Origin of the sequence: Mesorhizobium sp. C268A (assembly GCF_040324475.1) — a bacterium.
Lineage (GTDB): Bacteria > Pseudomonadota > Alphaproteobacteria > Rhizobiales > Rhizobiaceae > Mesorhizobium.
The window spans coordinates 1,462,975-1,485,933 of sequence record NZ_JAMYVX010000001.1 but is presented as its reverse complement, the minus strand read 5'-3'; the positions used below and the strand labels follow the sequence as shown (position 1 = coordinate 1,485,933).

At 63.8% G+C, this 22,959-nt stretch carries 24 protein-coding genes and 1 pseudogene; 14 read left to right on the top strand and 11 right to left on the bottom strand.

Features of this window, described 5'->3' with window-relative positions:
- Window positions 1–93: 93 nt before the first annotated feature.
- Window positions 94–1,248 (bottom strand): PA0069 family radical SAM protein, encoded by a 1,155-nt coding sequence (locus NKL06_RS07455; protein WP_023692111.1) that lies wholly within the window; start codon window positions 1,246–1,248, stop codon window positions 94–96.
- Window positions 1,249–1,398: 150 nt separating this feature from the next.
- Here NKL06_RS07455 and NKL06_RS07450 point away from each other — a divergent pair, with 150 nt between their 5' ends.
- Window positions 1,399–1,902: a glycosyltransferase gene (locus NKL06_RS07450; protein ID WP_023684377.1), complete on the top strand. Its 504-nt coding sequence runs from the start codon at window positions 1,399–1,401 to the stop codon at window positions 1,900–1,902.
- Between the two features lie 254 nt (window positions 1,903–2,156).
- Entirely contained in the window at window positions 2,157–3,131 is a 975-nt protein-coding gene (locus NKL06_RS07445; protein ID WP_023692110.1) for a hypothetical protein, read from the top strand.
- Here the strand turns inward: NKL06_RS07445 and NKL06_RS07440 are convergent.
- From NKL06_RS07440 to NKL06_RS07410, 7 genes are all read right to left on the bottom strand, one after another.
- Complete coding sequence (locus tag NKL06_RS07440; RefSeq protein ID WP_023692109.1) at window positions 3,121–3,552, bottom strand: GFA family protein; 432 nt, start codon at window positions 3,550–3,552, stop codon at window positions 3,121–3,123. The genes NKL06_RS07445 and NKL06_RS07440 overlap by 11 nt on opposite strands.
- Before the next feature lie 126 nt (window positions 3,553–3,678).
- Entirely contained in the window at window positions 3,679–4,233 is a 555-nt protein-coding gene (gene moaB / locus NKL06_RS07435; protein ID WP_023692108.1) for a molybdenum cofactor biosynthesis protein B, read from the bottom strand.
- Window positions 4,220–5,113 (bottom strand): 4-(cytidine 5'-diphospho)-2-C-methyl-D-erythritol kinase, encoded by an 894-nt coding sequence (locus NKL06_RS07430; protein ID WP_023692107.1) that lies wholly within the window; start codon window positions 5,111–5,113, stop codon window positions 4,220–4,222. The genes moaB and NKL06_RS07430 overlap by 14 nt, the downstream gene beginning before the upstream one ends.
- Window positions 5,114–5,139: 26 nt before the next feature.
- Window positions 5,140–5,325: a membrane protein gene (locus NKL06_RS07425; RefSeq protein ID WP_023668475.1), complete on the bottom strand. Its 186-nt coding sequence runs from the start codon at window positions 5,323–5,325 to the stop codon at window positions 5,140–5,142.
- Between the two features lie 72 nt (window positions 5,326–5,397).
- A complete protein-coding gene (locus NKL06_RS07420) occupies window positions 5,398–6,255 on the bottom strand; it encodes a S49 family peptidase (RefSeq protein WP_023668474.1) in 858 nt (285 codons plus the stop codon).
- Between the two features lie 120 nt (window positions 6,256–6,375).
- Entirely contained in the window at window positions 6,376–7,170 is a 795-nt protein-coding gene (locus NKL06_RS07415; protein ID WP_023807504.1) for a tRNA1(Val) (adenine(37)-N6)-methyltransferase, read from the bottom strand.
- On the bottom strand, window positions 7,170–7,394 hold the full coding sequence (locus tag NKL06_RS07410; protein ID WP_023692106.1) for a putative signal transducing protein: 225 nt from the start codon (window positions 7,392–7,394) through the stop codon (window positions 7,170–7,172). Before NKL06_RS07410 ends, NKL06_RS07415 begins: the two co-directional genes overlap by 1 nt.
- Window positions 7,395–7,614: 220 nt before the next feature.
- Here NKL06_RS07410 and NKL06_RS07405 point away from each other — a divergent pair, with 220 nt between their 5' ends.
- The 5 genes from NKL06_RS07405 to NKL06_RS07385 all read left to right on the top strand — a co-directional run bounded on the left by NKL06_RS07405 (window position 7,615) and on the right by NKL06_RS07385 (window position 12,732).
- The gene (locus tag NKL06_RS07405) at window positions 7,615–8,631 is read left to right on the top strand and encodes a polyprenyl synthetase family protein (protein WP_023668471.1); all 1,017 of its coding nucleotides are present in this window, start codon (window positions 7,615–7,617) and stop codon (window positions 8,629–8,631) included.
- An 87-nt stretch (window positions 8,632–8,718) separates the two neighbouring features.
- Window positions 8,719–9,387, top strand: a complete 669-nt coding sequence (locus tag NKL06_RS07400) for a GntR family transcriptional regulator (RefSeq protein WP_023692105.1) — start codon at window positions 8,719–8,721, stop codon at window positions 9,385–9,387.
- 258 nt (window positions 9,388–9,645) lie between these two features.
- The gene (locus NKL06_RS07395; protein WP_023692104.1) at window positions 9,646–10,236 is read left to right on the top strand and encodes a biotin transporter BioY; all 591 of its coding nucleotides are present in this window, start codon (window positions 9,646–9,648) and stop codon (window positions 10,234–10,236) included.
- Window positions 10,237–10,348: 112 nt separating this feature from the next.
- The gene (locus NKL06_RS07390; RefSeq protein WP_023692103.1) at window positions 10,349–10,765 is read left to right on the top strand and encodes a DUF1284 domain-containing protein; all 417 of its coding nucleotides are present in this window, start codon (window positions 10,349–10,351) and stop codon (window positions 10,763–10,765) included.
- A gap of 191 nt (window positions 10,766–10,956) precedes the next feature.
- The gene (locus NKL06_RS07385) at window positions 10,957–12,732 is read left to right on the top strand and encodes a tetratricopeptide repeat protein (RefSeq protein ID WP_023692102.1); all 1,776 of its coding nucleotides are present in this window, start codon (window positions 10,957–10,959) and stop codon (window positions 12,730–12,732) included.
- Window positions 12,733–12,937: 205 nt separating this feature from the next.
- On the opposite strand, the gene NKL06_RS07380 is transcribed toward NKL06_RS07385, so the two are convergent.
- Complete coding sequence (locus tag NKL06_RS07380; protein ID WP_023687114.1) at window positions 12,938–13,399, bottom strand: GNAT family N-acetyltransferase; 462 nt, start codon at window positions 13,397–13,399, stop codon at window positions 12,938–12,940.
- Between the two features lie 176 nt (window positions 13,400–13,575).
- On the opposite strand from NKL06_RS07380, the gene NKL06_RS07375 reads away from it, so the two are divergent.
- The 4 genes and pseudogenes from NKL06_RS07375 to glyS all read left to right on the top strand — a co-directional run bounded on the left by NKL06_RS07375 (window position 13,576) and on the right by glyS (window position 18,095).
- On the top strand, window positions 13,576–14,520 hold the full coding sequence (locus NKL06_RS07375; RefSeq protein WP_023687115.1) for a glycine--tRNA ligase subunit alpha: 945 nt from the start codon (window positions 13,576–13,578) through the stop codon (window positions 14,518–14,520).
- 397 nt (window positions 14,521–14,917) lie between these two features.
- Window positions 14,918–15,319, top strand: coding sequence for an endonuclease domain-containing protein (locus NKL06_RS07370; RefSeq protein ID WP_023692101.1), 402 nt, complete (start codon window positions 14,918–14,920; stop codon window positions 15,317–15,319).
- 425 nt (window positions 15,320–15,744) lie between these two features.
- Window positions 15,745–16,125 (top strand): annotated as a pseudogene (locus NKL06_RS07365) (glycine--tRNA ligase subunit beta); the annotation flags it as partial.
- Window positions 16,126–16,208: 83 nt separating this feature from the next.
- Window positions 16,209–18,095, top strand: coding sequence for a glycine--tRNA ligase subunit beta (gene glyS / locus NKL06_RS07360; protein WP_352580096.1), 1,887 nt, complete (start codon window positions 16,209–16,211; stop codon window positions 18,093–18,095).
- A 76-nt stretch (window positions 18,096–18,171) separates the two neighbouring features.
- On the opposite strand, the gene NKL06_RS07355 is transcribed toward glyS, so the two are convergent.
- Both NKL06_RS07355 and NKL06_RS07350 read right to left on the bottom strand, forming a co-directional pair.
- Window positions 18,172–18,555 (bottom strand): hypothetical protein, encoded by a 384-nt coding sequence (locus NKL06_RS07355; protein WP_081732299.1) that lies wholly within the window; start codon window positions 18,553–18,555, stop codon window positions 18,172–18,174.
- A gap of 165 nt (window positions 18,556–18,720) precedes the next feature.
- Window positions 18,721–19,179, bottom strand: a complete 459-nt coding sequence (locus tag NKL06_RS07350; protein ID WP_023692099.1) for a hypothetical protein — start codon at window positions 19,177–19,179, stop codon at window positions 18,721–18,723.
- 367 nt (window positions 19,180–19,546) lie between these two features.
- On the opposite strand from NKL06_RS07350, the gene NKL06_RS07345 reads away from it, so the two are divergent.
- The 3 genes from NKL06_RS07345 to NKL06_RS07335 all read left to right on the top strand — a co-directional run bounded on the left by NKL06_RS07345 (window position 19,547) and on the right by NKL06_RS07335 (window position 22,711).
- A complete protein-coding gene (locus tag NKL06_RS07345) occupies window positions 19,547–20,512 on the top strand; it encodes an L-threonylcarbamoyladenylate synthase (protein ID WP_023692098.1) in 966 nt (321 codons plus the stop codon).
- Window positions 20,513–20,530: 18 nt separating this feature from the next.
- Complete coding sequence (locus NKL06_RS07340) at window positions 20,531–21,961, top strand: FAD-binding oxidoreductase (RefSeq protein WP_023692097.1); 1,431 nt, start codon at window positions 20,531–20,533, stop codon at window positions 21,959–21,961.
- A gap of 183 nt (window positions 21,962–22,144) precedes the next feature.
- On the top strand, window positions 22,145–22,711 hold the full coding sequence (locus tag NKL06_RS07335) for a DUF6101 family protein (RefSeq protein WP_023668457.1): 567 nt from the start codon (window positions 22,145–22,147) through the stop codon (window positions 22,709–22,711).
- The last annotated feature ends 248 nt before the right edge of the window (window positions 22,712–22,959 follow it).

The window sequence follows — 22,959 nt, the reverse complement described above, 5'->3', positions numbered from 1 at the left end:
AAGACCGGGAGGGCACCGTCTGCAGGCCGGGGGACAGGCCGGACGGGATTCGTGGGTCGCCTGCCAACCACGAGGGCAGGGCAGGCGCTACTCTCAGAGCAGCATCAGCTGCTCGGTCGCCTTGGCGGCGGCGACAAACTGGTCGGTTCGGAGCGTGCGCCGCTCGGCGTTGAGGCCGAGCCGCTTGGCCGTGATCTCGAAGCGCCGGCCGATCTGCCAGGCATAGGGGCCGGCGCCTTTCATCCGCTTGCCCCATTCCGAATCATAGTCCTTGCCGTCGCGCATCGAACGGATCAGCGACATCACGTGCCGGTAGCGGTCGGGATAATGGCGCAGCAGCCAGTCCTTGAAGATCGGCGCCACCTCGAGCGGCAGGCGCAGGATGACATAGCCGGCCTCGCGGGCGCCTGCGGCGCGTGCCGAATCGAGGATGCGCTCCATCTCCTGGTCGGTCAGGCCGGGAATGATCGGCGCCACCATGACAGAGGCCGGGATGCCGGCATCGGAAAGCTGCCGGATTGCCTCAAGCCGCTTGGTCGCCGTCGACGCGCGTGGCTCCATGGTGCGCGCCAGCATGCGGTCCATCGTCGTCACCGACAGCGCCACCTTGGCCAAGCCCCGTTCGGCCATGCGCGACAAGATGTCGATGTCGCGCGTCACCAGATGGGATTTGGTGACGATGCCGACCGGATGGCCGCGCGCCTCCAGCACTTCGAGGATCTCGCGCATAATCCGGTATTGTTTCTCGATCGGCTGGTAGGGATCGGTGTTGGTGCCGATCGCGATGGTGCGCGGCTGATAGCCATCCTTCGACAGTTCCTTGTCGAGCAGCCGCGCCGCATCCGGCTTGGCAAACAGCTTCGCTTCGAAATCCAGCCCCGGCGACAGGCCCATGAAGGAATGCGTCGGCCGGGCGAAACAATAGACACAGCCATGCTCGCAGCCGCGATAGGGGTTGATCGAGCGGTCGAAGGAAATGTCGGGCGATTCGTTGCGGGTGATGATGGTGCGCGGCTTCTCGACCTGCACTTCGGTCTTGAACGGCGGCAATTCCTCCAGCGAATTCCAGCCGTCGTCGAACACATGCCGGCTGACCGGCTCGAACCGGCCGGATGGGTTGATGCCGGCGGAACGGCCGCGGTTGCGATCCGGACGGACGCGCATGCCGCTCTGTTCGATCATCGCATTGGCCATCTCGGCTCGCCCTGCTCCGAAAGCAGCAATGTCCGCACGCACGATATGTTCCATTTTGGCCCTTTCCCAAGGACTGTCGGCTGGCTGTCGAATCGCTCTGTTCATGAAAATAATCCTATTTCGCTGATGAGAACAAAGCAAGAACTTTTTCGTTGGGCCATGCACAACTGGCGCTGCGCCGGGCTTTCCGCTATTCGGCTAAAAATGCTCAGCGTTCTCATCGAAACCCGGGATGACGAAGAAGGCCTTGCCCGCACGCTCGCCTCGTTGATCGGCGGCGCGGTCGAGGGCGTGGTGCGCGATGTCATCGTCTGCGACACCGGCTCGACCGACCAGACGCATCGGGTTGCCGATCATGCCGGCTGCCACTTCGTGGCCGGCGGCATTGCCGCGGGAATCAGGCAGGCGAAGGGTGACTGGCTGCTGTTTCTGGAACCCGGCGCAAGGCTGGCGGAGGGCTGGATCGACGACGTTGTCGCTCACACGGCGCGGCAAACCATGCCGGCGCGCTTTTCCCGTGCGCGCGGCAGCCGCACGCCGTTCCTGTCACGGGTGTTTTCGGGCAACCGGGCGCTGGCCGAAGGGCTGGTCATCAGCAAGCGCCAGGCCGCTGCCCTGTCGAAGAACGCGCACAGCGCCGAAGCCCTTGCGCGCGGTCTCGCCACCAGGCGGCTCGACGCCGAAATCTGGCTGGCGCCGAAGAAGTGATGTTTCTCCCCGCTCCCCGTTCCCAGGGAGAAGGGTGCCCGAAGGGCGGATGAGGGGCAGCGTCGGCGTCCCCCCGGAATTGACACTGTCCGCTGCGCCGTCCGGCTTTTTCGCCGCAAAAACCTATTGTGCATTGCACAAAAGCTGACGCGGGATTAGCATTCCGTTGATGCGGGATATCGGGGTTTGGGTAGTGCCGGAGCGGTAAGCAAGCGCCGCGTCGTCGTTGCTGCCGTTCATATCTGAGGACCCCGATGAACCTTTCGTCCCCTGACAAATCCGGCGCCCCCAGTCTGGAAGCCGTTGCCCGCAACGGCAGCCTGCTCCGCCGCATTGCGGTGCGTATCCCGACCTATCTGTCCGACCTGCGCGAAAATCCCGCATGGCTGCCGATGTTCGTGCTTGCCCGCACCATGCCGGCGCGCAAGCTGCACTGGCTTGGCGCCAAAGCCGCGCGCCCCGCGCAGAGTGCCGGAGCGACGATGTTCAGGGGCGTCGACCTCAAGTCGATCGTCGCGGCGCTGCGCACCGATGGCCTGTTCTCCGGACTGGTCCTTCCGCAGGCAATCCACGAAGAGATCGCCAGCTTTGCTCAGAGCACGCCGTGCTTCGGCAATTTCGACCGCCGGCTCGAATTCATGCCCGGAGAACACGCAGAAGCCGAGAAGCGGTTCGGCCGCTCTTTGCTCAGCGGACACTATTTCGAGCGCATCCTCGGCTGCAAGGCGGCACTCGCCATCCAGAACGACCCGCTGCTGCTCGACATCGCCCAGCACTATCTGGGCGGGCAGGCAAAGCTGATCACCACGCGTGTCTGGTGGAGCTTTCCGACCGGCGAGGCTTCCGACGCCGACAAGAACCTTGCCTCGCTCGGCAAATATCATTTCGATCTCGACGACTGGCGGATGCTGAAATTCTTCTTCTATCTCAAGCCCTGCGATGCCGGCACCGGCCCGCATGTCTATGTCAAAGGCAGCCACAACAGGCGCAGCCTCAAGCACCAGTTGACGCTGCTGGTCGGCCATCCGGCGCAAGACGTGCTCAAGGTCTATGGCGACGACAGCCCGGTCACGCTGACCGGCGAGGCCGGCCTCGGCTTCGTCGAGGACCCGTTCGGCTTCCACATGGGCACCGTGCCGTCCACCACGCCACGGCTGATGATGGAGGTCGGCTTCGGCGTCTCGCCGCCCTCGCGCCGCCGCTTCCACGGCGAACCGGTCATCCGCTGAGGCCGGAGCGGATCTCGACCGGCATCCAGCGCGCTTGCCGCCGGGCAATGCGACCCTCTTTGTTCTCGGCATCATAGTCCATTGGGACCGGCTCGCGGTTGAACCGCGGCCGGTCATCCAGCGCATTGACGATGACGATCGCTCTCGGTTCGCCGTCGGTGGTCACAGCAGCGGCATAGACGCCGCAGTCCCGGCAGATGAGATAATCGGCCGTGCGCAATCCGAACCGGTATCGGTGCAGCCGGGCCTCGTCCTCGACCGCGACGATCAATCGCCCCTGCGGATCGGCGGCGGCGCGTGAGCCATGCCGGACGCAGAAGGCGCATTGGCAGGCGCGGATCTCCATCTCGGACGGCACGATTCCGGTTTCGAATGTCAGGTGGATGTTGCCGCAATGGCAGCCGCCGCGGTGCGCGCTCATTGGATCTCTTCCGTCTTGACTTGGCGACAGACTATCCGCCCGACGACCCGGAGGAAATGACCTCTCGAAGGCGCAGCCGCCATTCTGCCTGACAAAGGCAGCACTTGGCCGGCACTTTGCCTTGGTTTACGAGGCGGCCTTGCCGCGCCGCAAATGCTCGTCCAGGCGCGGCATGATCTCGACGAAGTTGCAGGGCATGTGGCGGTAGTCGAGCTGCGGTTTCAGGATGCCGTCCCAGGCGTCCCTGCAGGCGCCGGGCGAGCCCGGCAGCACGAAGACGAAGGTGGCGTTGACGACGCCGCCCGTCGCCCGACTCTGCACTGTCGAGGTGCCGATCTTGTCGTAGGAAATGCGGTGGAACACTTCGGAAAAGCCATCCATGCGCTTCTCGAAGATCGGCTCCAGCGCCTCCGGCGTCACGTCGCGGCCGGTAAAACCGGTGCCGCCGGTGGTGATGACGACATCGATGTCTTCGTCGCGCGACCAGCCCAGCACCTTGTCGCGGATTTTCTCCCGGTCGTCGGTGACGATGTCGCGCGCGGCCAGGACATGGCCGGCCTCGGCGATGCGATCAGCCAGCGTCTGGCCGGATTTGTCGTCGGCAAGGCTGCGCGTATCGGACACCGTCAGCACCGCGATGCGCACCGGGATGAACGGCCGGCTCTCGTCAATTTTGGCCATCGGCCCCCTCCGAAGCGATGCTTCGTGTCGCGGCGACAAACCACTCCGGTTCGCGACTGCGAATCTCGGCGGCGGCGCGCTTGGCGACATTGCCGGTCTCGAACAGCCCGAAGCATGTCGCGCCGGATCCCGACATGCGCGAGAATCCAGATCCGGCCCTGTTCAGCAGGGAAAGCGCTCGGCCGATGGGCGGCTGGATCGCCTGCGCCGCCGGTTCGAGATCGTTGCGGGTGATCTCCAACCAGTTGCGGACACTGTGGAAGTCAAATGCACGCGGCAGCGGCGGCAATCCCTCATTGTCGCGTTTCTCAAGTGCGTTGAACACATCGGGCGTCGAGACAGCGACGCCGGGATTGACCAGCACCAAAGCGAGCGCCGGAAAATCCGGCACCAGCGACAGCTCGTCGCCGACGCCACGCGCAACCAGCGGTTTTGCCGCAAGACACATCGGCACGTCGGCGCCGAGCGTGAGACCGATCCGGCTCAGTTCGGCCTCGCCGATGTCGAGCCCCCAGGTCCCGACAAGACCGTGCAGAACGGCGGCCGCGTCGCTTGAGCCGCCGCCGACGCCGGATGCGATCGGCAGGTTCTTTTCCAGCCGGATGGCAACCGGCGGCGTGCTCTGCTGGCCGGCCTGCCTGCGCAGCGCCTCGCGCGCCTTCACCACCAGATTGCTGTCGTCGATCGGCACGGAAGTCGCGTAACGACCCGATACGGAGAACCGCTCGGCGTCGGCAGGCTCGATCTCGACCCTGTCGCCGAAGCGGGTGAAAACGACCAGGCTCTCGAGCAGATGATAACCGTCGGCGCGCTTGCCGGTGACGTGCAGCGCCAGATTTATCTTGGCGGGCGCAAGCCACGTCCGGGCTGCGGCATCCAAACTGTCGGCTGCTGACGGGATGATGCTCAGTCCTTGGCCAGGCGGTATTCGCCGGTCTTGGGATCCTGGACCAGCGTGCCGTTGGTGCCGTTGGCTGCCTGCTTTTCGGTGCGCCGCACCTTGGCGGTCACACGTTCGGCCTCGCGGACGAAGGTGCGGTAGCCGAAATAAGCGGCTGCGCCGACAACTGCGAAGAAAATGATCTGTGGCATTTCAAAGCTCCTCCCTCGCAAGGCGGCAAGGCAGACTGTCAAGCCCTCATGCTAGACGCTTTCCCTGCTTTTTCAAAGCCCGAAGCGCGCCCACAATGCGCGCTCTTCCGCCGCATCGATCACGCCGCTTGCGGCGGCGGCGGCAATATCGGGCGCTGAAAAGTTCGAGCCGAACAGGCCGATGCGGCCAAACAGGCCACGCGGCGCGGTGACCAGCCTGAGCTGGGTTTTCGCGCCGAAGCGGGTTTTCAGTACCGTGCGCATGTCGCTCAACGCATCGACGAGGCCAAGCTCCAGCCCTTTCTTGCCGGTCCAGAACAGGCCGGTGAACAGGTCCGGATCGTCCTTCAGCTTGGTGCCACGGCGTTCCCTGACCAGGTCGATGAAGGTCTCGTGCACTTCCAGCTGCAGCGCCTTCAGGCGCTCGACGTCTTCCCTCTTCTCCGGCTTGAACGGGTCGAGCACCGCCTTGTTCTGGCCGGCGGTGTGGACACGGCGCTCGACACCGATCTTCTTCATCAGTTCGGGAAAGCCGAACGAGGCCGAGACGACACCAATCGAACCGACGATGGAGGACGGATCGGCAAAGATCTCGTCGCCGGCGACCGCGATCATGTAGCCGCCCGAGGCCGCCACATCCTCGACGAAGACCAGCACCTTCTTGTTCTTCTCGACCGCGAGGTCGCGGATGCGCTTGAAGATCAGCCGCGACTGCACCGGCGAGCCGCCAGGCGAATTGATCGAAATGGCGACGGCGGGCGCATCGAACAGGAACGCCTTTTCGATGAGGGCGGCGGTGGACGCCAAGGAGAGGCTCGGCCGGAACGGGCCGCCGCCGGCCATGATGGTGCCATGCAGCCTGATGACGGGAATGGTGACGACGCTGGATCGCCAGGATTTCGGCAGCAGGCGGTTGAAAAGGCGTTTCACGAGGTGGCTGTCTCCAAATGGCTTCAACGCATGTAGGGATTTGCCGGTCAACGGCAATGCTGCAATCCATCTCAGCCAACTGTGTGCCGGTTTTGCGGCAACGACACTGACGGGCCCAAATCAATCGCCAAACAGCGACGCCAGTCCGTTGTTGATCATCTCGGTTCGTTCCGACGGGCCGTCGCCCGTTTGCCCATGCAGCATCAAAGGCGGGCGGATCGACAGCTTGCCGCGCGCGCCGAGCGCTGCCCTGACGACAATGCGGATTGCGGCTGCTTCCGGGCGCGGATGCACGGCCAGCATCTCGGCGTCGCCGAAGCGGCCCGACAGGGCATCGAGGAGGTCGCCAAGCTGTTCCGGCCGCGCAATGACGGCCAGGCCCCCGCGCGGCTTGGCGACGGCAGCCGCACTTCGGATCCAGCTCTCGAACAGCCCGTCGTCCATGACATGCGCTTGCCGCCGCAGCGGATCTGGCGTGGCACGGTCTTGCGCCGCGTTGAAGGGCGGGTTCATGATGACGAAATCGAAGGAATTGTCGGCAAGGCCGGCTTGCGTCCGCGCCCGGCCCGACAGCGTGACGTCGGCGGTCAGCACCGAGGCGCGATTGCCGAGATGCGCATTGCCGGGATGGGCGAGCGTGGTTGTGGCGAAGCCTGCCATCTCGGTCGACCGTTCGACGAGCACGACCTGCGCCTCTGGGCAGCGCGACAGCACGGCGAGACCCGCCGCACCGGCGCCGGCGCCGAAATCGGCGAGGCGTCCAGAAAAGCCGGATGAAACTGCTGCCGCCAGCATCATGGCATCCATCCCGGCGCGATGCCCTGTCCTGGGCTGGACAAGCCAGAAGCGGCCGCGATGGAAGGCATCGACCGTATGGGCCGGCGTATCGCTGGTAAGCGCGCTCGCTTCAGCCATTATGTCTGGCGGATTTCGTTCTCGATGCCGGCGTCTTTCAAGATGCGCCGCGCCTGATCGGCCTGGTCGGCATCGACCATCACGCGCTTCTGCAAAAGACCGATCGACCCTTCGAGAATGCTCATGTTCTGGTCGGCGACGAAGCAGGCAATCCCGGCATCGCGCATCAGCGATTCGACAAAGGAGATGATCACGGCATCGTTGGTGCGCACGAGTTCTATCATCGGACGAAGTTCGCAGGTTGCAGCGTTGATGTAAACGCTGGAGCATGGCGCCGAAAGTGTGGAGCGGTTTTCGGGCAACGGCATGCGGTCGCTAAGGTTGACACGCCGTCACCGCAGCCGCGCCAATTCGCCTCTTGCCGTGCCCGTATGTGCCGCCCTAGAGTCCCAGGCGGGACCAGGGTGCCGTCGCACGCGTGATCAAAGACGGGAGTGTTTGTTGGTGGGTGTCGTTCTCAACATCGAAAACGGGAAGCGGGAACCCGCCTCCATCAAGGATCTCATCGACCTGACAGCAGCCGATATGGGGCGCGTCAACAAACTGATCCTGTCCAAGGCCGGCTCCGACGTCGAGATGATCCCGGAGGTCGCCAATCATCTGATCTCGTCGGGCGGCAAAAGGCTGCGTCCCATGCTGACGCTCGCGGCGGCCCAGATGTTCGGCTATTCCGGCGAGGGCCACGTCAAGCTCGCCACCGCGGTCGAGTTCATGCACACCGCCACGCTGCTCCATGACGACGTCGTCGACGAGAGCGGCATGCGGCGCGGCAAAAAGACTGCCCGCATGATCTGGGGCAACCAGGCGAGCGTGCTGGTCGGCGATTTCCTGCTCGGCCAGGCTTTTCGCATGATGGTCGATGTCGGTTCGCTGGAAGCGCTCGACATCCTGTCCAGCGCCGCCTCGATCATCGCCGAGGGCGAGGTGATGCAGCTGGCGGCAGCCAAGAACCTCGATACCACCGAGGACGAGCATTTCGCCGTCATCAAGGCCAAGACCGCGGCGCTGTTCTCGGCTGCCGCCGAGGTCGGCCCGGTCATCGCATCGGCGACGCGCAACGATCGCGCCGCATTGCGCTCCTACGGCATGAATCTCGGCCTTGCCTTCCAGCTCATCGACGATGCGCTGGATTATGGCGGCTCCAGCCAGGAGCTGGGCAAGAATGTCGGCGACGATTTCCGCGAAGGCAAGGTTACGCTGCCGGTCATCCTCGCCTACCGGCGCGGCACCAAGGCCGAGCGCACCTTCTGGAAGCGCGCCATCGAGGACAATGTCACCGACGATGCCGGCCTGGAAAAGGCGATCGGCCTGATGACCCGCCATGGCGCCATTGCCGACACCATCGGACGGGCCCGCCATTTCGGCGAGATCGCCCGCGATGCGCTGGCACCGCTGGAGGCGACGCCGCAGAAATCGGCGCTCATCGACGTCATCGACTTCTGCATCAGCCGGGTGAACTGACCCGCGCCTGGCGCCAAAGCAAGTTTGCACGCAAAATCGGGCAATCACCGCTCGACAATCGGCAGCAGTGCAAATTATCTATAAAACATGGCAAAGACCGCAGACGACACCATCGCCGTGCGCATCAGCAAGGTGCTGGCGGATCGCATCATATCGGGCGCGATCGAACCCGGCGCCCGGCTGCGGCAGGATCACATCGCCGAGGAATTCCAGACCAGCCATGTCCCGGTGCGCGAAGCCTTCCGGCGCCTGGAGGCGCAAGGGCTGGCGGTCAGTGAGCCCAGGCGGGGCGTGCGCGTCGCCGCTTTCGATCTCGGCGAGGTAAGGGAAGTCGCCGAAATGCGGGCAGCCCTTGAAGTGCTGGCGCTGCGCCATGCCGCGCCGCATCTGACGGCTTCCATTCTCAACCTTGCCGAAGAAGCCACAAAGGCCGGCGACAAATCCCGCGATGTCCGATCTTGGGAGGAGGCCAACCGCACCTTCCACCGGCTGATCCTGGCGCCCTGCGGCATGCCGCGGCTCATCGCCACCATCGACGATTTGCACGCCGCAAGCGCCCGCTTCCTGTTCGCCGCATGGCGCTCGGAATGGGAAATCCGCACCGACCAGGATCATTGCGCGATCCTGAGCGCGCTGCGGCAGGGCAATACCGAATCGGCCGCCGCCACGCTTGGCCGGCACGTGCAGTGGATCGGCCAGAAACCAGTCAAGACCGCGTCGGGCAAGATGCGCGAAGCGTTTGCCATCGTCGGGTAGGGACGAAGGGACAAGTCGTCGGATTCCGCGCGTAGCGATCCTTCACACCCCCTCTGTCCTGCCGGACATCTCCCCCGCAAGATGGCCGGCAGGCCAGAGGGGGGTGCTGTCCCGCCAGCCTTTCCAAATGTCCTTTATTCGGCACGCAAGCCCAAGCCTTTTTAGGGGCGAGGGTTGCCATTCCCGCGCAAATATGAATTCGATAATAGATCGAACAACTAAATTATCTATAATTTCAAATCAGCCAGGGAAGCCGCCATGACCGACATCGCCTTTTCGCCGTCCAAGCCGTCCTTCAGCCCGTTGCGCCTGCAAACCCGCTCGCATAGCTGGCAGGCCGCGGCCATCGTCCTCGGTACGCTGTTTCTGGCGCTGTTGTCCCAGATCGAGGTGCCGATGGTGCCGGTGCCGGTCACCATGCAGACCTTCGCCGTGACGCTGGTCGGCGCACTTTATGGCTGGCGGCTTGGCGCCATGACCATCATCGCCTGGCTCGCCGAGGGCGCCGTGGGCTTTCCTGTCCTGTCCGGAGGGGCAGCGGGCGCGTCGTATTTCGTCGGGGCAACGGGCGGTTATCTCTTCGCCTTCCCGGTCGTCGGCGCGCTGGTCGGCTGGCTGGCCGAACGCGGCTGGAACGGCAACCGCGTGCTGCTCGCCTTCGCCGGCATGGTCCTCGGCAACCTCGCCTGCCTGGTTCTCGGCACGGCCTGGCTCGCCGTCATGATCGGCCTCGAACAGGCCATCACCTTCGGCTTCTTGCCCTTCCTCGTCGGCGGCCTGCTGAAATCGGCGCTCGGCGCCGCGACGCTCAAGCTGTTTTCCGGTAAGGCGGACCCGGCAGGAGCATGATCCCGAAAAGTGGAGTCCGGTTTTCGGAAGAGATCATGCTCAAACAAAAAGATGGAGCCCCATCCCGATATCTTCGGGATGGAACAGGCTCCGCAACCGCGTCCTAAGACCGATGACCGTCAGGCTGCGCTCCCACCATCTGCTTTGCCTGCTGACCTATATCGGCGAAGGGTACAGCGCAGCCTTCGTCGCCAACTATGACGTGATCGCGAAACGTCTGGGCCGGGGCGAGGATATTCTGATCGTCTCCGGCCCCGACGACATCTGTCGGCCGCTGCTCGGCGAGGCCGAGCCCCACTGCTTGCGCGAAAGCGCCGCAGGCCGGGACGAGCTGGCAGCACGCGATGTCGGCAAGCTGCTGGCCCGGCCCATCGAGGCGGGCGTCCGTTTCAGCCTCGACGCGGCAACGCTTGCCGCCTTGCGCGCGGCCTTTTCAGCCGGTGTGACGCGTGAGGCCTGCCAGGGTTGCGAGTGGGCCGGCCTGTGCAGCACGATAGCGGCACGCGGATATCGCGATGTCAGGCTGTAGCTCCCAACCCCGATCTGCTATTGTCGGAACCGACAGTGTCTGCGTCGCCATGGTTTGTTAATCGGGTGACCCGATTGTGAATTCGGCCCGGATTGAAGCCTGACCCCAAAAAGGCCATGCTTTGTCAGGAAACATCGAGTCTATGGCTTCTCCGCGCCGACGCGGGATGGCGCTTGGCTGAAAGGGATACGATGCGGCAAGGACGTGCGCGCTGGCTCGCGGGGCTGGCAATTATGGCAGGGATGGCGATTTCTCCATTGCCTGCCTACGCCAAGGAATCGACCGACCCGGTCAAGATCACCTCCTTCTCGGGCGCCTATCTCGCCGCCCGCATCGCCGAAGGCGACAACGACCTCGACAATGCCATCGCTTATTACAAGCAGGCGCTCGCCTTCAATCCCGGCGACACCTCGCTGCAGCAAAGCCTGATGCTGTCGCTGATCGCGCAAGGCCGCTTCGAGGAATCGCTGGTCTATGCCGACAAGCTCAAGGCAGTTCCCGACGTCGAGCGCTTCTCGCGTCTGGCTCTGGCGGTCGATTCCTTCCACAAGAAGGATTTCACCAAGGCGCAGTACTGGCTCAAGCTGTCGCTCGAATCCGATCTCGACCGGCTGATTTCCGGCGTCATGTCCGGCTGGGCACAAGAGGGCGCCGGCGACCCCACCGGGGCGATGGCCTCGATCGACAAACTGCAGGGGCCTGACTGGTTCGGCCTGTTCAAGTCCTTCCACCGCGCGCTGATCGCCGATGCCGCAGGCCTATCGGACAAGGCCGACGCGCTTTATGACGCGACCCTGACCGACGTCACGGCCGGCGGTGCCGCGCCCGAGACATGGATGCGCAACGCCCAGGCCTACGCGTCTTTCCTGGCGCGCAAGGGAAACAAGAACAAGGCGCTCTACGTGCTCGACAAGGCCGAGGCGTTCGCGCCCGGCAAGCTCGACATCCAGGCGCTTCGCGACAGGATCAGCAAGGGCGACAAGATCGAGCCCTTCGTCGCCAGTCCCTCCGAAGGCGCCGCTGAAATCCTGCTCGACCTCGCCATCGCGCTCAATCGCGGCGGCGGCGAGCCGTTCGTGCGCCTCTATCTGCAATATGCGCTCGCGCTCAAGCCCGACAGCGACGCCGCTTTGGTGCAGCTTGCCGCCGTTGCGGAGCAGCTGAAGGACGGCGAAGGCGCCATTGCGCTCTATAGCCGCATTCCAGCCTCCTCGCCGCTGAAGGAGCTTTCCGACCTGCAGCTCGGCCTCAACCTTGCCGATCTCAACCGTCACGACGAGGCTATCGCCCATCTCAAAGCATTCGTCGAAGCTCACCCCGATGACATGCGCGCCTATCTGGCGCTGGGCGGGGTCTATGCCTCGAAGGAGGATTTCCGCTCCGCCGCCACTCTCTACGACAAGGCGGTCGCGGTGCTGAAGACGCCGACCAATGCCAACTGGAACATCTACTATCAGCGCGGCATCGCCTATGAGCGGCTGAAGGAATGGCCGAAGGCCGAACCGAACTTCCTCAAGGCGCTTGAGCTGTTCCCCGACCAACCGCAGGTGCTGAACTATCTCGGCTATTCCTGGGTCGACATGAACATGAACCTCAAGGAAGGCCTGGCGATGATCCAGAAGGCCGTCGACCTCAGGCCGAGCGACGGCTACATCGTCGACTCGCTGGGCTGGGCCTATTTCCGCATGGGCCGATTCGACGACGCCGTGCGCGAAATGGAGCGCGCCGTGTCGCTCAAGCCGGAAGATCCGGTGCTCAACGACCATCTCGGCGATGCCTATTGGCGCGTCGGCCGCAAGCTCGAAGCCACTTTCCAGTGGAATCAGGCGCGCGACCTGAAGCCGGATCCCGATGTGCTTGCCATTTTGCAGCAGAAGCTGATGAAGGGCCTGCCGCCGATCGAATCCAACACGGCGCAGGAAACCCCGAAGGTCAAGCCGGCCACCCCGCCAGCGCCGAAGGGGTGATCGGGCCATACTTCTGATGAAACGGGGCTCGCTGAGCCCCGTTTTTTCGGCTTGGCGTCTTAGAGCAATTCCAGGAAAGTGTGCGCGGTTTTCCGTTCGGAATTGCGACAGAAACAAAGAGATAGAGACGCCCTATCGCGATCGTCATTCTATGGCGGAGCAAGGAGCGAAGCGACGCGGCGCAGACCCAGCGTTGGCGCTCATTCTAGAACAGCTTTCGGTAGACGACGAACCCCGAGAGATCGCCGATCTTGTCGTAGAGCTTCATCGCCGTGTGGTTGGTTTCGTGTGTCAGCCAGTAGACGCGGCTGGAGCCTGCGGTTTGCGCCCTGGTATAGACGTCTTCGATCAGTGCCCGGCCGACGCCCTTGCCGCGCGACGCCTCATTGGTGAAGAGATCCTGCAGATAGCAGTTCGGCGAAATCGCCGTCGTGGTGCGGTGGTAGAGATAGTGGACAAGGCCGAGAAGCTTGCCTTCGCTCTCGGCGACCAGCGCATGCATCGGCTCATAGGCATCGAAGAAGCGCGACCATGTCATTGCAGTGATGTCACCGGGCAAGGCGGTCTCGCCCGAGCGGCCGTAAAACGCATTGTAGCCGTCCCACAGCGGCAGCCATTGCTCGTAATCCTCTCGGGTGACGGGGCGTACGGTGAACTGGCCTTGCATGGCTGAACCTTTGTCGTTGAAGCTGGGCGAGCAAACGGCCACCGGCACCGTCCGGCAATGGGCCAGTCCGAAGCAAAGCGTTCAACCTCTCATCAAGGCGGCGATAGGCGCTGCCTTGACGCCTACCGGCCCGGCAACTAGGGAATGGCATCATTTCAGCGCTTTCCGAGGCCGCCGTGACGTCAGACAGTCCAGCCCATATGCATCCCAGCCGCTCGTTCCAGGGGCTGATCCTGACCCTGCACAATTACTGGGCCGCCTATGGCTGCGTCATCCTGCAGCCTTACGACATGGAAGTCGGCGCCGGCACCTTCCATCCGGCCACCACGCTGCGCGCGCTCGGGCCCAAGGGCTGGAACGCCGCCTACGTCCAGCCCTCGCGCCGGCCCAAGGACGGCCGCTACGGCGAAAACCCCAACCGGCTGCAGCATTATTACCAGTACCAGGTGATCCTGAAGCCCAACCCGCCGAACCTGCAGGAGCTCTATCTCGGCTCGCTCAAGGCGATCGGCGTCGATCCGTTGCTGCACGACATTCGCTTCGTCGAGGACGACTGGGCAAGCCCGACGCTTGGCGCCTGGGGGCTCGGCTGGGAGTGCTGGTGCGACGGCATGGAAGTGTCGCAGTTCACCTATTTCCAGCAGGTCTGCGGCATCGAATGCGCGCCGGTGGCGGGAGAACTGACCTACGGCCTGGAGCGGCTGGCCATGTATGTGCAGGGCGTCGACAATGTCTACGACCTCAACTTCAATGGCCGAGAAGGCGCCGAAAAAGTCACCTATGGCGATGTCTTCCTGCAGGCCGAGCAGGAATATTCCAGGCACAATTTCGAATATGCCAACACCGCCATGCTGCTCAGGCATTTCGAGGACGCCGAAGCCGAATGCAAGGCGCTGCTCGCGGCCGGCGCCCCGGCTTCGAACGACAATCTGCCGATGCACCGCATGGTCTTCCCGGCCTATGACCAGTGCATCAAGGCCAGCCACGTCTTCAACCTGCTCGACGCGCGCGGCGTGATTTCGGTGACCGAGCGGCAGAGCTACATCCTGCGGGTGCGCAATCTGGCGAAAGCCTGCGGCGAGGCATTTTTGCAGACCCAGGCCGGCGGGCTCGCCGCCTGAGGCTCACTTCATCATTTCGAGGGAAATGTTGATTGGGGCCAACATCGGGCCAGTCGACCCCGCCATGGTCCGCATAGCCTGCCGTACGCCCGGCATCGAGAAGGCGCCATGCACCTGCGCGGCGAAACAGGCGCTGAGCGCGATGATCTGGAGAAGTCTCGATGCCGTTTTCATGGTCGTTCAGCCAATAGGTCCCTGCCTGAGCGTTGGTCGCTTCAGCGCTGCGTTTGGTTCATGGAAATCTTTGATCAAAGGACCGGCGGGCTGGTTGCGGCCCGACAGGGGGGGTCAAAATTCCTGGAAACAGCGGTCAGCCGAGTTGCCATGCCCTCTTACCACCCCCTAGATGGGGGAGGTCGCCGCGAAGCGGCGGGTGGGGGTGACAGCGCGACGTTCCATGCCAAAACTCGATCGATTCAAGCTGCAGTCTGCGCAAAGGCTTCGCGCGGCGATGACCGACGAGGAACGCATCCTGTGGCGGCATCTGTGGCGCATTCCAGTAGAAGGCACTCATTTTCGCAGGCAGGCGTCGGTAGGCGTTTACTTCCCTGATTTCATCTCCCACCGGCTGAAGCTGATCATTGAGGTGGACGGTGCCCATCACAGCTTCGATGACCAGCTGCGCCATGACGAGCGTCGAACGAAATGGTTCGAGAGCCAAGGCTACCGCGTCATTCGCTTCTGGAACCATGAAATCAAAAACGAACTGGATTCCGTGCTCGATACGATCTATGCGGCGGTGGAAGAACGAAAATCACACCTGCGTTTGCGCGATGGTGCCGAAGGTATCGGCGGCTGAGAGGTCGCCACCCCACCCCGGCGCTACGCGCCGACCCTCCCCATCAAGGGGAGGGTGGGAGCTTAACCATGCCAGACCTGCTCTTAGAACTTCGCTCCGAGGAAATCCCCGCCCAGCCGCGCGTCCGCAGCGCCGGAGGCGCGAGGACGCGCAATCAGGAAGAAGGCATGCGGGTGGAGAAACTCTGATGCCTGATCTTTTGCTAGAACTTCGCTCCGAGGAAATCCCCGCCCGGCCGCGCAACCGCAGCGCCGGAGGCGCGAGGACGCGCAATCAGGGAGAAGGCATGCGGGTGGAGAAACTCTGATGCCTGTTCTTTTGCTGGAACTTCGCTCCGAGGAAATCCCCGCCCGGCCGCGCAACCGCAGCGCCGGAGGCGCGAGGACGCGCAATCAGGGAGAAGGCATGCGGGTGGAGAAACTCTGATGCCGGATTTGTTGCTGGAACTCCGCTCCGAGGAAATCCCCGCCCGCATGCAGCGCAAGGCGGCGGGCGATCTCAGGAAGATGCTGACCGACGGTCTGGTCGAGGCGGGTCTGACCTATGACGCCGCGCGCGAATACTGGACGCCGCGGCGCCTGGCGCTCGATGTCAGGGGCCTGACCGCGCGCTCGAAGGATATCCACGAGGAGATCAAGGGGCCGTCGACGACGGCGCCGGAACAGGCGGTGCAGGGTTTTCTGCGCAAGGCAGGCCTTGCCTCGGTTGCCGAGGCGCATGTTCATTCCGATCCGAAGAAGGGCGATTTCTACGTCGCCCATATTTCGAAGCCGGGCAGGGCGGCGGAAGAAATCATCGCCGAACTGGTGCCGGCCATCATTCGCGGCTTCCCCTGGCCGACATCGATGCGCTGGGGCCGGCTTCAGCCAAGCCCGGTTCGCTGCGCTGGGTGCGGCCGCTGCAGACGATTCTGTGCACCTTCGGCCCGGAGACCGAGGAGCCGGTGGTGGTCGATTTCGAGATCGATGGCATCCGCTCGGGCAATATCACCTACGGCCATCGTTTCATGGCGCCGGGGGAAATTACCGTGCGCCGCTTCGACGATTACGTGACCAAGCTGGAAGCGGCCAAGGTCGTGCTCGATGGCGACCGCCGCAAGGAGATCATCCTTGCCGACGCCCGCAACCTCGCCTTCGCCAACGGGCTCGATCTGGTCGAGGACGAAGGGTTGTTGGAAGAAGTGTCGGGCCTGGTCGAATGGCCGGTGGTGCTGATGGGCGAATACGAGCAGGCCTTTCTCGCCATTCCGCCCGAGGTGGTCCGGCTGACCATCCGTGCCAACCAGAAATGCTTTGTCACCCGTCCGCAAGGCGACGGCGAAAACCTTTCCAACCGCTTCATCCTCACCGCCAACATCGAGGCGAAAGACGGCGGCAAGGAGATCGCGCACGGCAACGGAAAGGTGGTGCGCGCCCGCCTGTCGGATGCGCTGTATTTCTGGAAGACCGACCAGGGCGATCTGCCCGATCTGGGAGAGCTCGAGGCATCGGCGAAAAAGTTCGGCCTCGATCTGAAAAAGCCGCTCGACCAGCGCATGGCCCGCCTCGACCATCTCAATGTCACCTTTCACACCAAGCTCGGTACGCAAGGCGATCGGGTGGAGCGGATCAAGCGGCTGGCGCAGGAGCTGGCGCCAACAGTGGCGCAGTCGATCTCCCCCCTTGAGGGGGAGATGGCCGGCAGGCCAGAGGGGGTCGCTTCGGCTGCCGCGACGCCGCCCGGTCTCTCGAAGAAAGAGGGAGTTGGCGCTCCACGCGAGACGACCCCCTCTGTCGCCTTCGGCGACATCTCCCCCTCAAGGGGGGAGATTACCGCGCTCGCCGGGCGTGCGTCGGTGCTCGCCAAGGCCGATCTTACGACCGAAGCAGTGGGCGAGTTTCCGGAACTGCAAGGCGCCATGGGGCGCAAATACGCGCTGCTGCAGGGCGAGCATCCGTCCGTGGCCGCGGCGATCGAGGAACACTACAAACCGCAAGGTCCGTCGGATAGCGTGCCGACCAATCCGGTGTCGATTGCCGTCGCGCTGGCCGACAAAATCGATACGCTGGTCGGCTTCTGGGCAATAGATGAAAAGCCGACGGGATCAAAAGACCCCTATGCGCTGCGCCGGGCGGCGTTGGGCGTGGTTAGAATATTGATTGAGAATCGTATCCGGTTGGCGCTGACACCCATCTTTGGGAGCGCTTACGAGTGGGCGAACTATCTCGATAAGAATGCTGCTTCAACGCTGGAAGTGAGGGCGGAGCAGATTTATCGCTCCGACCTCCTCGCCTTCTTCCACGATCGCCTGAAGGTCTATCTCCGCGACCAGGGCGCCCGCCATGATCTCATCGACGCGGTGATCACTCCGCAGTCGGACGACCTCCTGCAGATCGTCCGCCGCGTCGAAGCGTTGGGCTCCTTCCTCGACACCGAGAATGGCAAGAACCTGCTCGCCGGCACCAAGCGCGCGGCCAACATTCTGGCCGCCGAGGAGAAGAAGAAAACGCTCGTCGCCGAGACTGTTGAGCCGGCGCTGTTTCGCGAGGAGGCCGAGAAATCGCTGTTTGCAGCGGTGAATCAGGCGGAGAGAGAAGCCGGCGAAGCGATTCAAAACGAAGACTTTTCCGCCGCCATGCTGGCCCTTAGCGTGTTGCGTGAACCGGTTGATTCATTCTTTGAACGCGTTCTCGTGAATGATGAGGACCAGGCCGTGCGCGCCAACCGCCTGGCGCTGCTCGCTCGCATCCGCACGGCCACCGATCAGGTCGCGGATTTTTCCAGAATAGCTGGCTAAGGGACGGACAAGCCCGAACACGGGCGGCGTTCACACGCCGCCCGTCTTGTTTTCAGTCCTCCCGAGGCTGACTCCGTCAGTCCTCCAAAATGCTGACATGCACGCTGTCTGAATAGACGTCGACCTGGATCAGCGGCTCGCCATTGACGATGGCGTTCCGTGTCGAGGAGCTCATCGCGCCACCGCGCTTCAGCATGCGTTCCAGATACGCGCGATCATCGTTGCTGCGGAACCAGTCATCGCCCTGGTCGTCGGCATCGCGTCGGTGGAACTTGTGCCAGTTGGCGCGGTCCTGCCGCACCATCTGTGCTGCGCTGCTCAGCTCATAGCCGTCGCTGGCATGGTGGTCGCGATCGGAAATGCGCGCGACGTAGGACCCTAGCTCGTCACCGGCCTGCGCGCCGCCGACACCTATAGGTGACGCCAGCAACAGGCCGGCAATAGTCAAAGATTTCGTCATGTTCATGATAACCCCTCGCTCTCCTAGAACCCGGCGCGCTCATGCCAAACCCGATTGGCGAAATTGGGGCCGCCGCCGCCAAGCCGATGGTGCGCCGGGGCGTCGATCGGCGTCAAGCGGCATGGATCGGCCGACTGTCTTGGCCGACTGTTTTGGCTGAATGGCCTACTCGGCTTTGCCGACGCCCTCGATCGGCTGCTGCGGTGTTGTTGCCGGCTGCGGCGCTGCCGGTTGCGACTCGGGCTTGCCGTTCGATGCCGTTGCAGTTCCGGCTGGTGCGGTCTCTGCTGTCGGCTCAGTTGCCGGCGCCGCGGCGCTCGCCCTGGCCGGAGCCGGCGCGGCGAAGGCGCCGCCGACGACGCCGCCGCGAATGATCATCGGGTCCTGGCCGTGCCTAGGCTTTTCGGGGATCGCCGCGACCTTTTCATAAGTCACATCGGGCTGGGCATCGCCGAGTGCGACGATCGATGGCGACGAGGCGATCCTGACCGGTCCGGATCCGCCAACCTTGATGACCGATGGCGTCGAGGTCGAGACGCCGAGAAAGACGATCGACGAGGCGTGCGCCCCACCGGTCATCGCCGCCAGGGTGAAACCAAGCGCTCCAAGCACACGCATCGACATCGAAACCGTCCCCTTGCCCAACAAGCCGCCAGCCCTAACCCAAGTAGCCTAACCCCAGTGGATTGATGCCGGCTTGCAGGGAAACATAGCATTTTAGGCATTGATAATTCGCCAACGCCGGCTTGCCCGAAAACCACTGCCGTATTAGAGCAATTCCAGGAAAAGTGAGTAGCGGTTTTCCGTCCGGAATTGCGCAAAAACAAATACTTAGAGCGTTTCAGCGAACCGCTGAACCGCTCTAATGCATGTCGCTCAAAAGTGGCCCCGGTTTTGAGAGAACGACATGCATCAAAACAAAGACCTAAAGCGCGTCGCATGAATCGGTTCAGCGCGACGCGATTTAGGGGGTGCCTGTGAGGTGAAGCGAGTGGCTGAGATACTATCCGTCGGCGAAGCGATGGAGCAGGCGTTGGCGCTGCTCGAGGGCGGTGACGTCGTCGCCATCCCGACGGAGACCGTCTATGGACTGGCCAGCGACGCGACCAATGGCGTCGGCGTCGCCCGCATTTTCGAAGCCAAGGGCCGGCCGCGCTTCAACCCGCTGATCGCCCATGTCGCCGATCTCGCGATGGCCGAGCGCATTGCGATCTTCGACCCGCTTTCGAAGCGGCTGGCCGAGGCGTTCTGGCCGGGGCCGCTGACGCTGGTGCTGCCGCTCCGACCCGGCAACGGCATCCATCCGCTGGTCACCGCCGGGCTCGATACGATCGCGCTGCGCATGCCGAGGGGCTTCGGCGGCGAGCTGATCGCCAGGCTCGGCCGGCCGCTGGCCGCGCCCAGCGCGAACTCTTCGGGCAAGATAAGCGCCACGACAGCGCAAGCCGTGGCGGCCGATCTCGGCGCCAAAATCCGGCTGGTGGTCGATGGCGGCGCCACCCCGGTCGGGCTGGAATCGACCATCGTCAAGGTCGAAGGCAACAGCGTGCGGCTGCTGAGGCCAGGCGGCATCGCTGCCGCCGATATCGAGGCCGTCACCGGCATTAAGCTGCAGCGCGGCGCGACAGCCGGCATCGAGGCGCCCGGCATGCTGGCGTCGCATTATGCGCCGCGCGCATCGGTGCGGCTCGATGCACAGAGTGTGGCTGAAGGCGAGGCCTTGCTGGCCTTTGGTGGCGACCGCGCCGAAGGCTGGCAAGCGGCGGCCGCCTTGCGCAACCTGTCTGCGTCAGGCGATTTGCGCGAAGCCGCAAGCAATCTGTTCGCGTATTTGCAGGAACTCGACCGCAGCGGTGCGGCGACGATCGCCGTCGAGCCGATCCCGTTCGACGGGCTCGGCGAGGCGATCAACGATCGGCTGTTTCGTGCCGCTGCCCCCCGTGACAAGCTCGATTGAGCGCCATAGTTTGCGCCCATGAACGACTCCCCCTTCGACCTCGATCCCGCTCTCATCGCCCGCTTCGCGGCAATCGTCGGCGACAAATATGCGCTGCGCGACCAGGCCGATATTGCGCCGTATCTGACCGAGCGGCGCGGCCTATGGCACGGCAGGACCGCCTTGGTGCTGCGTCCCGGCAGCGTCGACGAGGTCAGCCGGATCATGCGGCTGGCGAGCGAGACGGGAACGCCGGTCGTGCCGCAAAGCGGCAACACCGGGCTGGTCGGCGCCCAGGTGCCGGATGCCTCCGGCCGCGAGATCGTGCTGTCGCTGTCGCGGCTGAACCGCATTCGCGAGATCGACGTCTTCTCGAACACGGTGACCGTCGAAGCCGGCGTCATCCTGCAGACGCTGCAGGAAGCCGCCGACGCCGCCGACCGGCTGTTTCCGCTGTCGCTTGCCGCGCAGGGCTCCTGCCAGATCGGCGGCAATCTCTCGTCCAATGCCGGCGGCACCGGCGTGCTTGCCTATGGTAATGCGCGCGAACTCTGCCTTGGTGTCGAAGTCGTGCTGCCGACCGGCGAGGTGTTCGACGATCTGCGCAAACTGAAGAAGGACAACACCGGTTACGATCTGAAGAACCTGTTCGTCGGCGCCGAAGGCACGCTCGGCATCATCACCGCGGCGGTGCTGAAGCTGTTTCCCAAGCCCAAGGGGCGCGAAGTCGCCTTTGCCGGCCTGTCGTCGCCGGAAGCAGCCCTTTCGCTGTTCAGCTTGGCGATGGACCGGGCAGGGGCCGCACTCACCGCCTTCGAACTGATCGGCCAGCGCCCTTATGATTTCACGCTGCGCCATGCGCAGGGCGTCACGCGGCCGCTGGCGCAGGATTGGCCATGGTATGTGTTGATGCAGGTGTCGTCGGGCCGTTCGGCCGAGGACGCCAGGGGGCTGATCGAAGAAGTGCTGTCGGCAGGCCTCCAGCAAGGCATCGTCGGCGACGCGGTGATCGCGGCCAGCCTGGCGCAGGGCGACGCGTTCTGGAACTTCCGCGAGGTGCTGCCGGATTCGCAAAAGCCCGAAGGCGCTTCGATCAAGCATGATATTTCGGTACCGGTGGCATCCATCCCGGCGTTTATCGAAAAGGCGGCCGGTGCAGTGGCTTCGGTCAGTCCGCAGGCGCGCGTGGTCTGCTTCGGCCATATGGGCGACGGCAATCTCCACTACAACATCTCCCGGCCGGAGGGCGGTGACGACGAAGCGTTTCTCGGCCTCTACCACGCCATGAACCATGCCGTGCACGATGTCGTGCGCTCCTTCCACGGCTCGATCTCGGCCGAGCACGGCATCGGCCAGTTGAAGCGCGACGAGCTGATCGCCACCGCGCCGCCAATGGCGATCGAGCTGATGCGCCGGGTGAAGGCCGTCTTCGATCCGGCCGGCATCATGAATCCCGGTAAGGTTATCTGATCCTTTCAACATTTTGTGGCTGGTCTCATTCCGATAACCATCGCCTGAGATCAGCAAAATTTAACTGACTTTCTTAAGCCGGGCGGCAGAAGCTCGCGCTAATGTTTCACACAACGAGGCCGGGAAAACCGGCCCGGAGAGACCCGCAAAACGGCTCTCAGGAGAAACACAGGAAGGCAGCAGATGAACAGTGTATTGAAGCCCGTCTGGGCCGGGCGCAACATGCGCCTCGACCCATTCCGCCTGCCGCAAGTGGTGAGCTATGCCACGCGCGACGACTATGGCGACGTTACCTTCACCATCGACCAGCGCGGCGCCGTCATCCGCCGCACGCTCGAGATGAGCGGCGTGCCGGCGATCATCGCGCTGCCCGCCAACGCGTTTCGCGGCGTCGCCGCCCGCGCGATGGAGGATGCGCAAGGCAATGTCACGGTAACCCTCGAACTCCTGCACAACGACCCGATGCTGTCGGTGCCGCTGCTGGTGGCCGACGATCTCGACGACGTCGCCGCCGACTGGCGCGCCTGGGCCGATGCTTACCGGCTGCAGATGCTGCTGATCGAATCCGACGGCATTGCCCGCACGCTTGAGGAATCGCTCGGCGCCGCCATCAAGGCGCTGCCGGCCAAGGATCGCCGCAAGGGCCGGGTCTCGACCACGCGCCGCCCGCGCTTCCTCGCCCGCCGCAGGGCCGGCAATCTCGGGCTGAGACTGGTGATCGACGGCCAGGAGATTATTTCGAGAGAGTAGCTTGACCGGCGATTGGCGAAACCGCCGACGACAGCCTTCTTCTCCCCGTCACTATACGGGGGTTGAGGAGCGGTCCGCGTAGCGGACGAAAAGCCAATTGCTTGGCTTTTCGAGTGACCAACGCCCGGCAGGGCGATGAGGGGCGGCGCTGACCGAGGCATTTCTCGCAATATCGCCGCTGTGCATCTCACCTCAACTGCAAAGATTGGCGCTGCCCCTCATCCGGCTGCCGCCACCTTTTCCCCGTG

Bases quoted from the DNA above. Each gene is read 5' to 3' on its own strand.
- NKL06_RS07455 (WP_023692111.1), bottom strand. From the start codon at position 1,248: ATGGAACATATCGTGCGTGCGGACATTGCTGCTTTCGGAGCAGGGCGA.
- NKL06_RS07450 (WP_023684377.1), top strand. From the start codon at position 1,399: ATGCTCAGCGTTCTCATCGAAACCCGGGATGACGAAGAAGGCCTTGCC.
- NKL06_RS07445 (WP_023692110.1), top strand. From the start codon at position 2,157: ATGAACCTTTCGTCCCCTGACAAATCCGGCGCCCCCAGTCTGGAAGCC.
- NKL06_RS07440 (WP_023692109.1), bottom strand. From the start codon at position 3,552: ATGAGCGCGCACCGCGGCGGCTGCCATTGCGGCAACATCCACCTGACA.
- moaB (WP_023692108.1), bottom strand. From the start codon at position 4,233: ATGGCCAAAATTGACGAGAGCCGGCCGTTCATCCCGGTGCGCATCGCG.
- NKL06_RS07425 (WP_023668475.1), bottom strand. From the start codon at position 5,325: ATGCCACAGATCATTTTCTTCGCAGTTGTCGGCGCAGCCGCTTATTTC.
- NKL06_RS07415 (WP_023807504.1), bottom strand. From the start codon at position 7,170: ATGGCTGAAGCGAGCGCGCTTACCAGCGATACGCCGGCCCATACGGTC.
- NKL06_RS07410 (WP_023692106.1), bottom strand. From the start codon at position 7,394: ATGATAGAACTCGTGCGCACCAACGATGCCGTGATCATCTCCTTTGTC.
- NKL06_RS07400 (WP_023692105.1), top strand. From the start codon at position 8,719: ATGGCAAAGACCGCAGACGACACCATCGCCGTGCGCATCAGCAAGGTG.
- NKL06_RS07395 (WP_023692104.1), top strand. From the start codon at position 9,646: ATGACCGACATCGCCTTTTCGCCGTCCAAGCCGTCCTTCAGCCCGTTG.
- NKL06_RS07390 (WP_023692103.1), top strand. From the start codon at position 10,349: ATGACCGTCAGGCTGCGCTCCCACCATCTGCTTTGCCTGCTGACCTAT.
- NKL06_RS07385 (WP_023692102.1), top strand. From the start codon at position 10,957: ATGCGGCAAGGACGTGCGCGCTGGCTCGCGGGGCTGGCAATTATGGCA.
- NKL06_RS07380 (WP_023687114.1), bottom strand. From the start codon at position 13,399: ATGCAAGGCCAGTTCACCGTACGCCCCGTCACCCGAGAGGATTACGAG.
- NKL06_RS07370 (WP_023692101.1), top strand. From the start codon at position 14,918: ATGCCAAAACTCGATCGATTCAAGCTGCAGTCTGCGCAAAGGCTTCGC.
- NKL06_RS07355 (WP_081732299.1), bottom strand. From the start codon at position 18,555: ATGACGAAATCTTTGACTATTGCCGGCCTGTTGCTGGCGTCACCTATA.
- NKL06_RS07350 (WP_023692099.1), bottom strand. From the start codon at position 19,179: ATGTCGATGCGTGTGCTTGGAGCGCTTGGTTTCACCCTGGCGGCGATG.
- NKL06_RS07340 (WP_023692097.1), top strand. From the start codon at position 20,531: ATGAACGACTCCCCCTTCGACCTCGATCCCGCTCTCATCGCCCGCTTC.
- NKL06_RS07335 (WP_023668457.1), top strand. From the start codon at position 22,145: ATGAACAGTGTATTGAAGCCCGTCTGGGCCGGGCGCAACATGCGCCTC.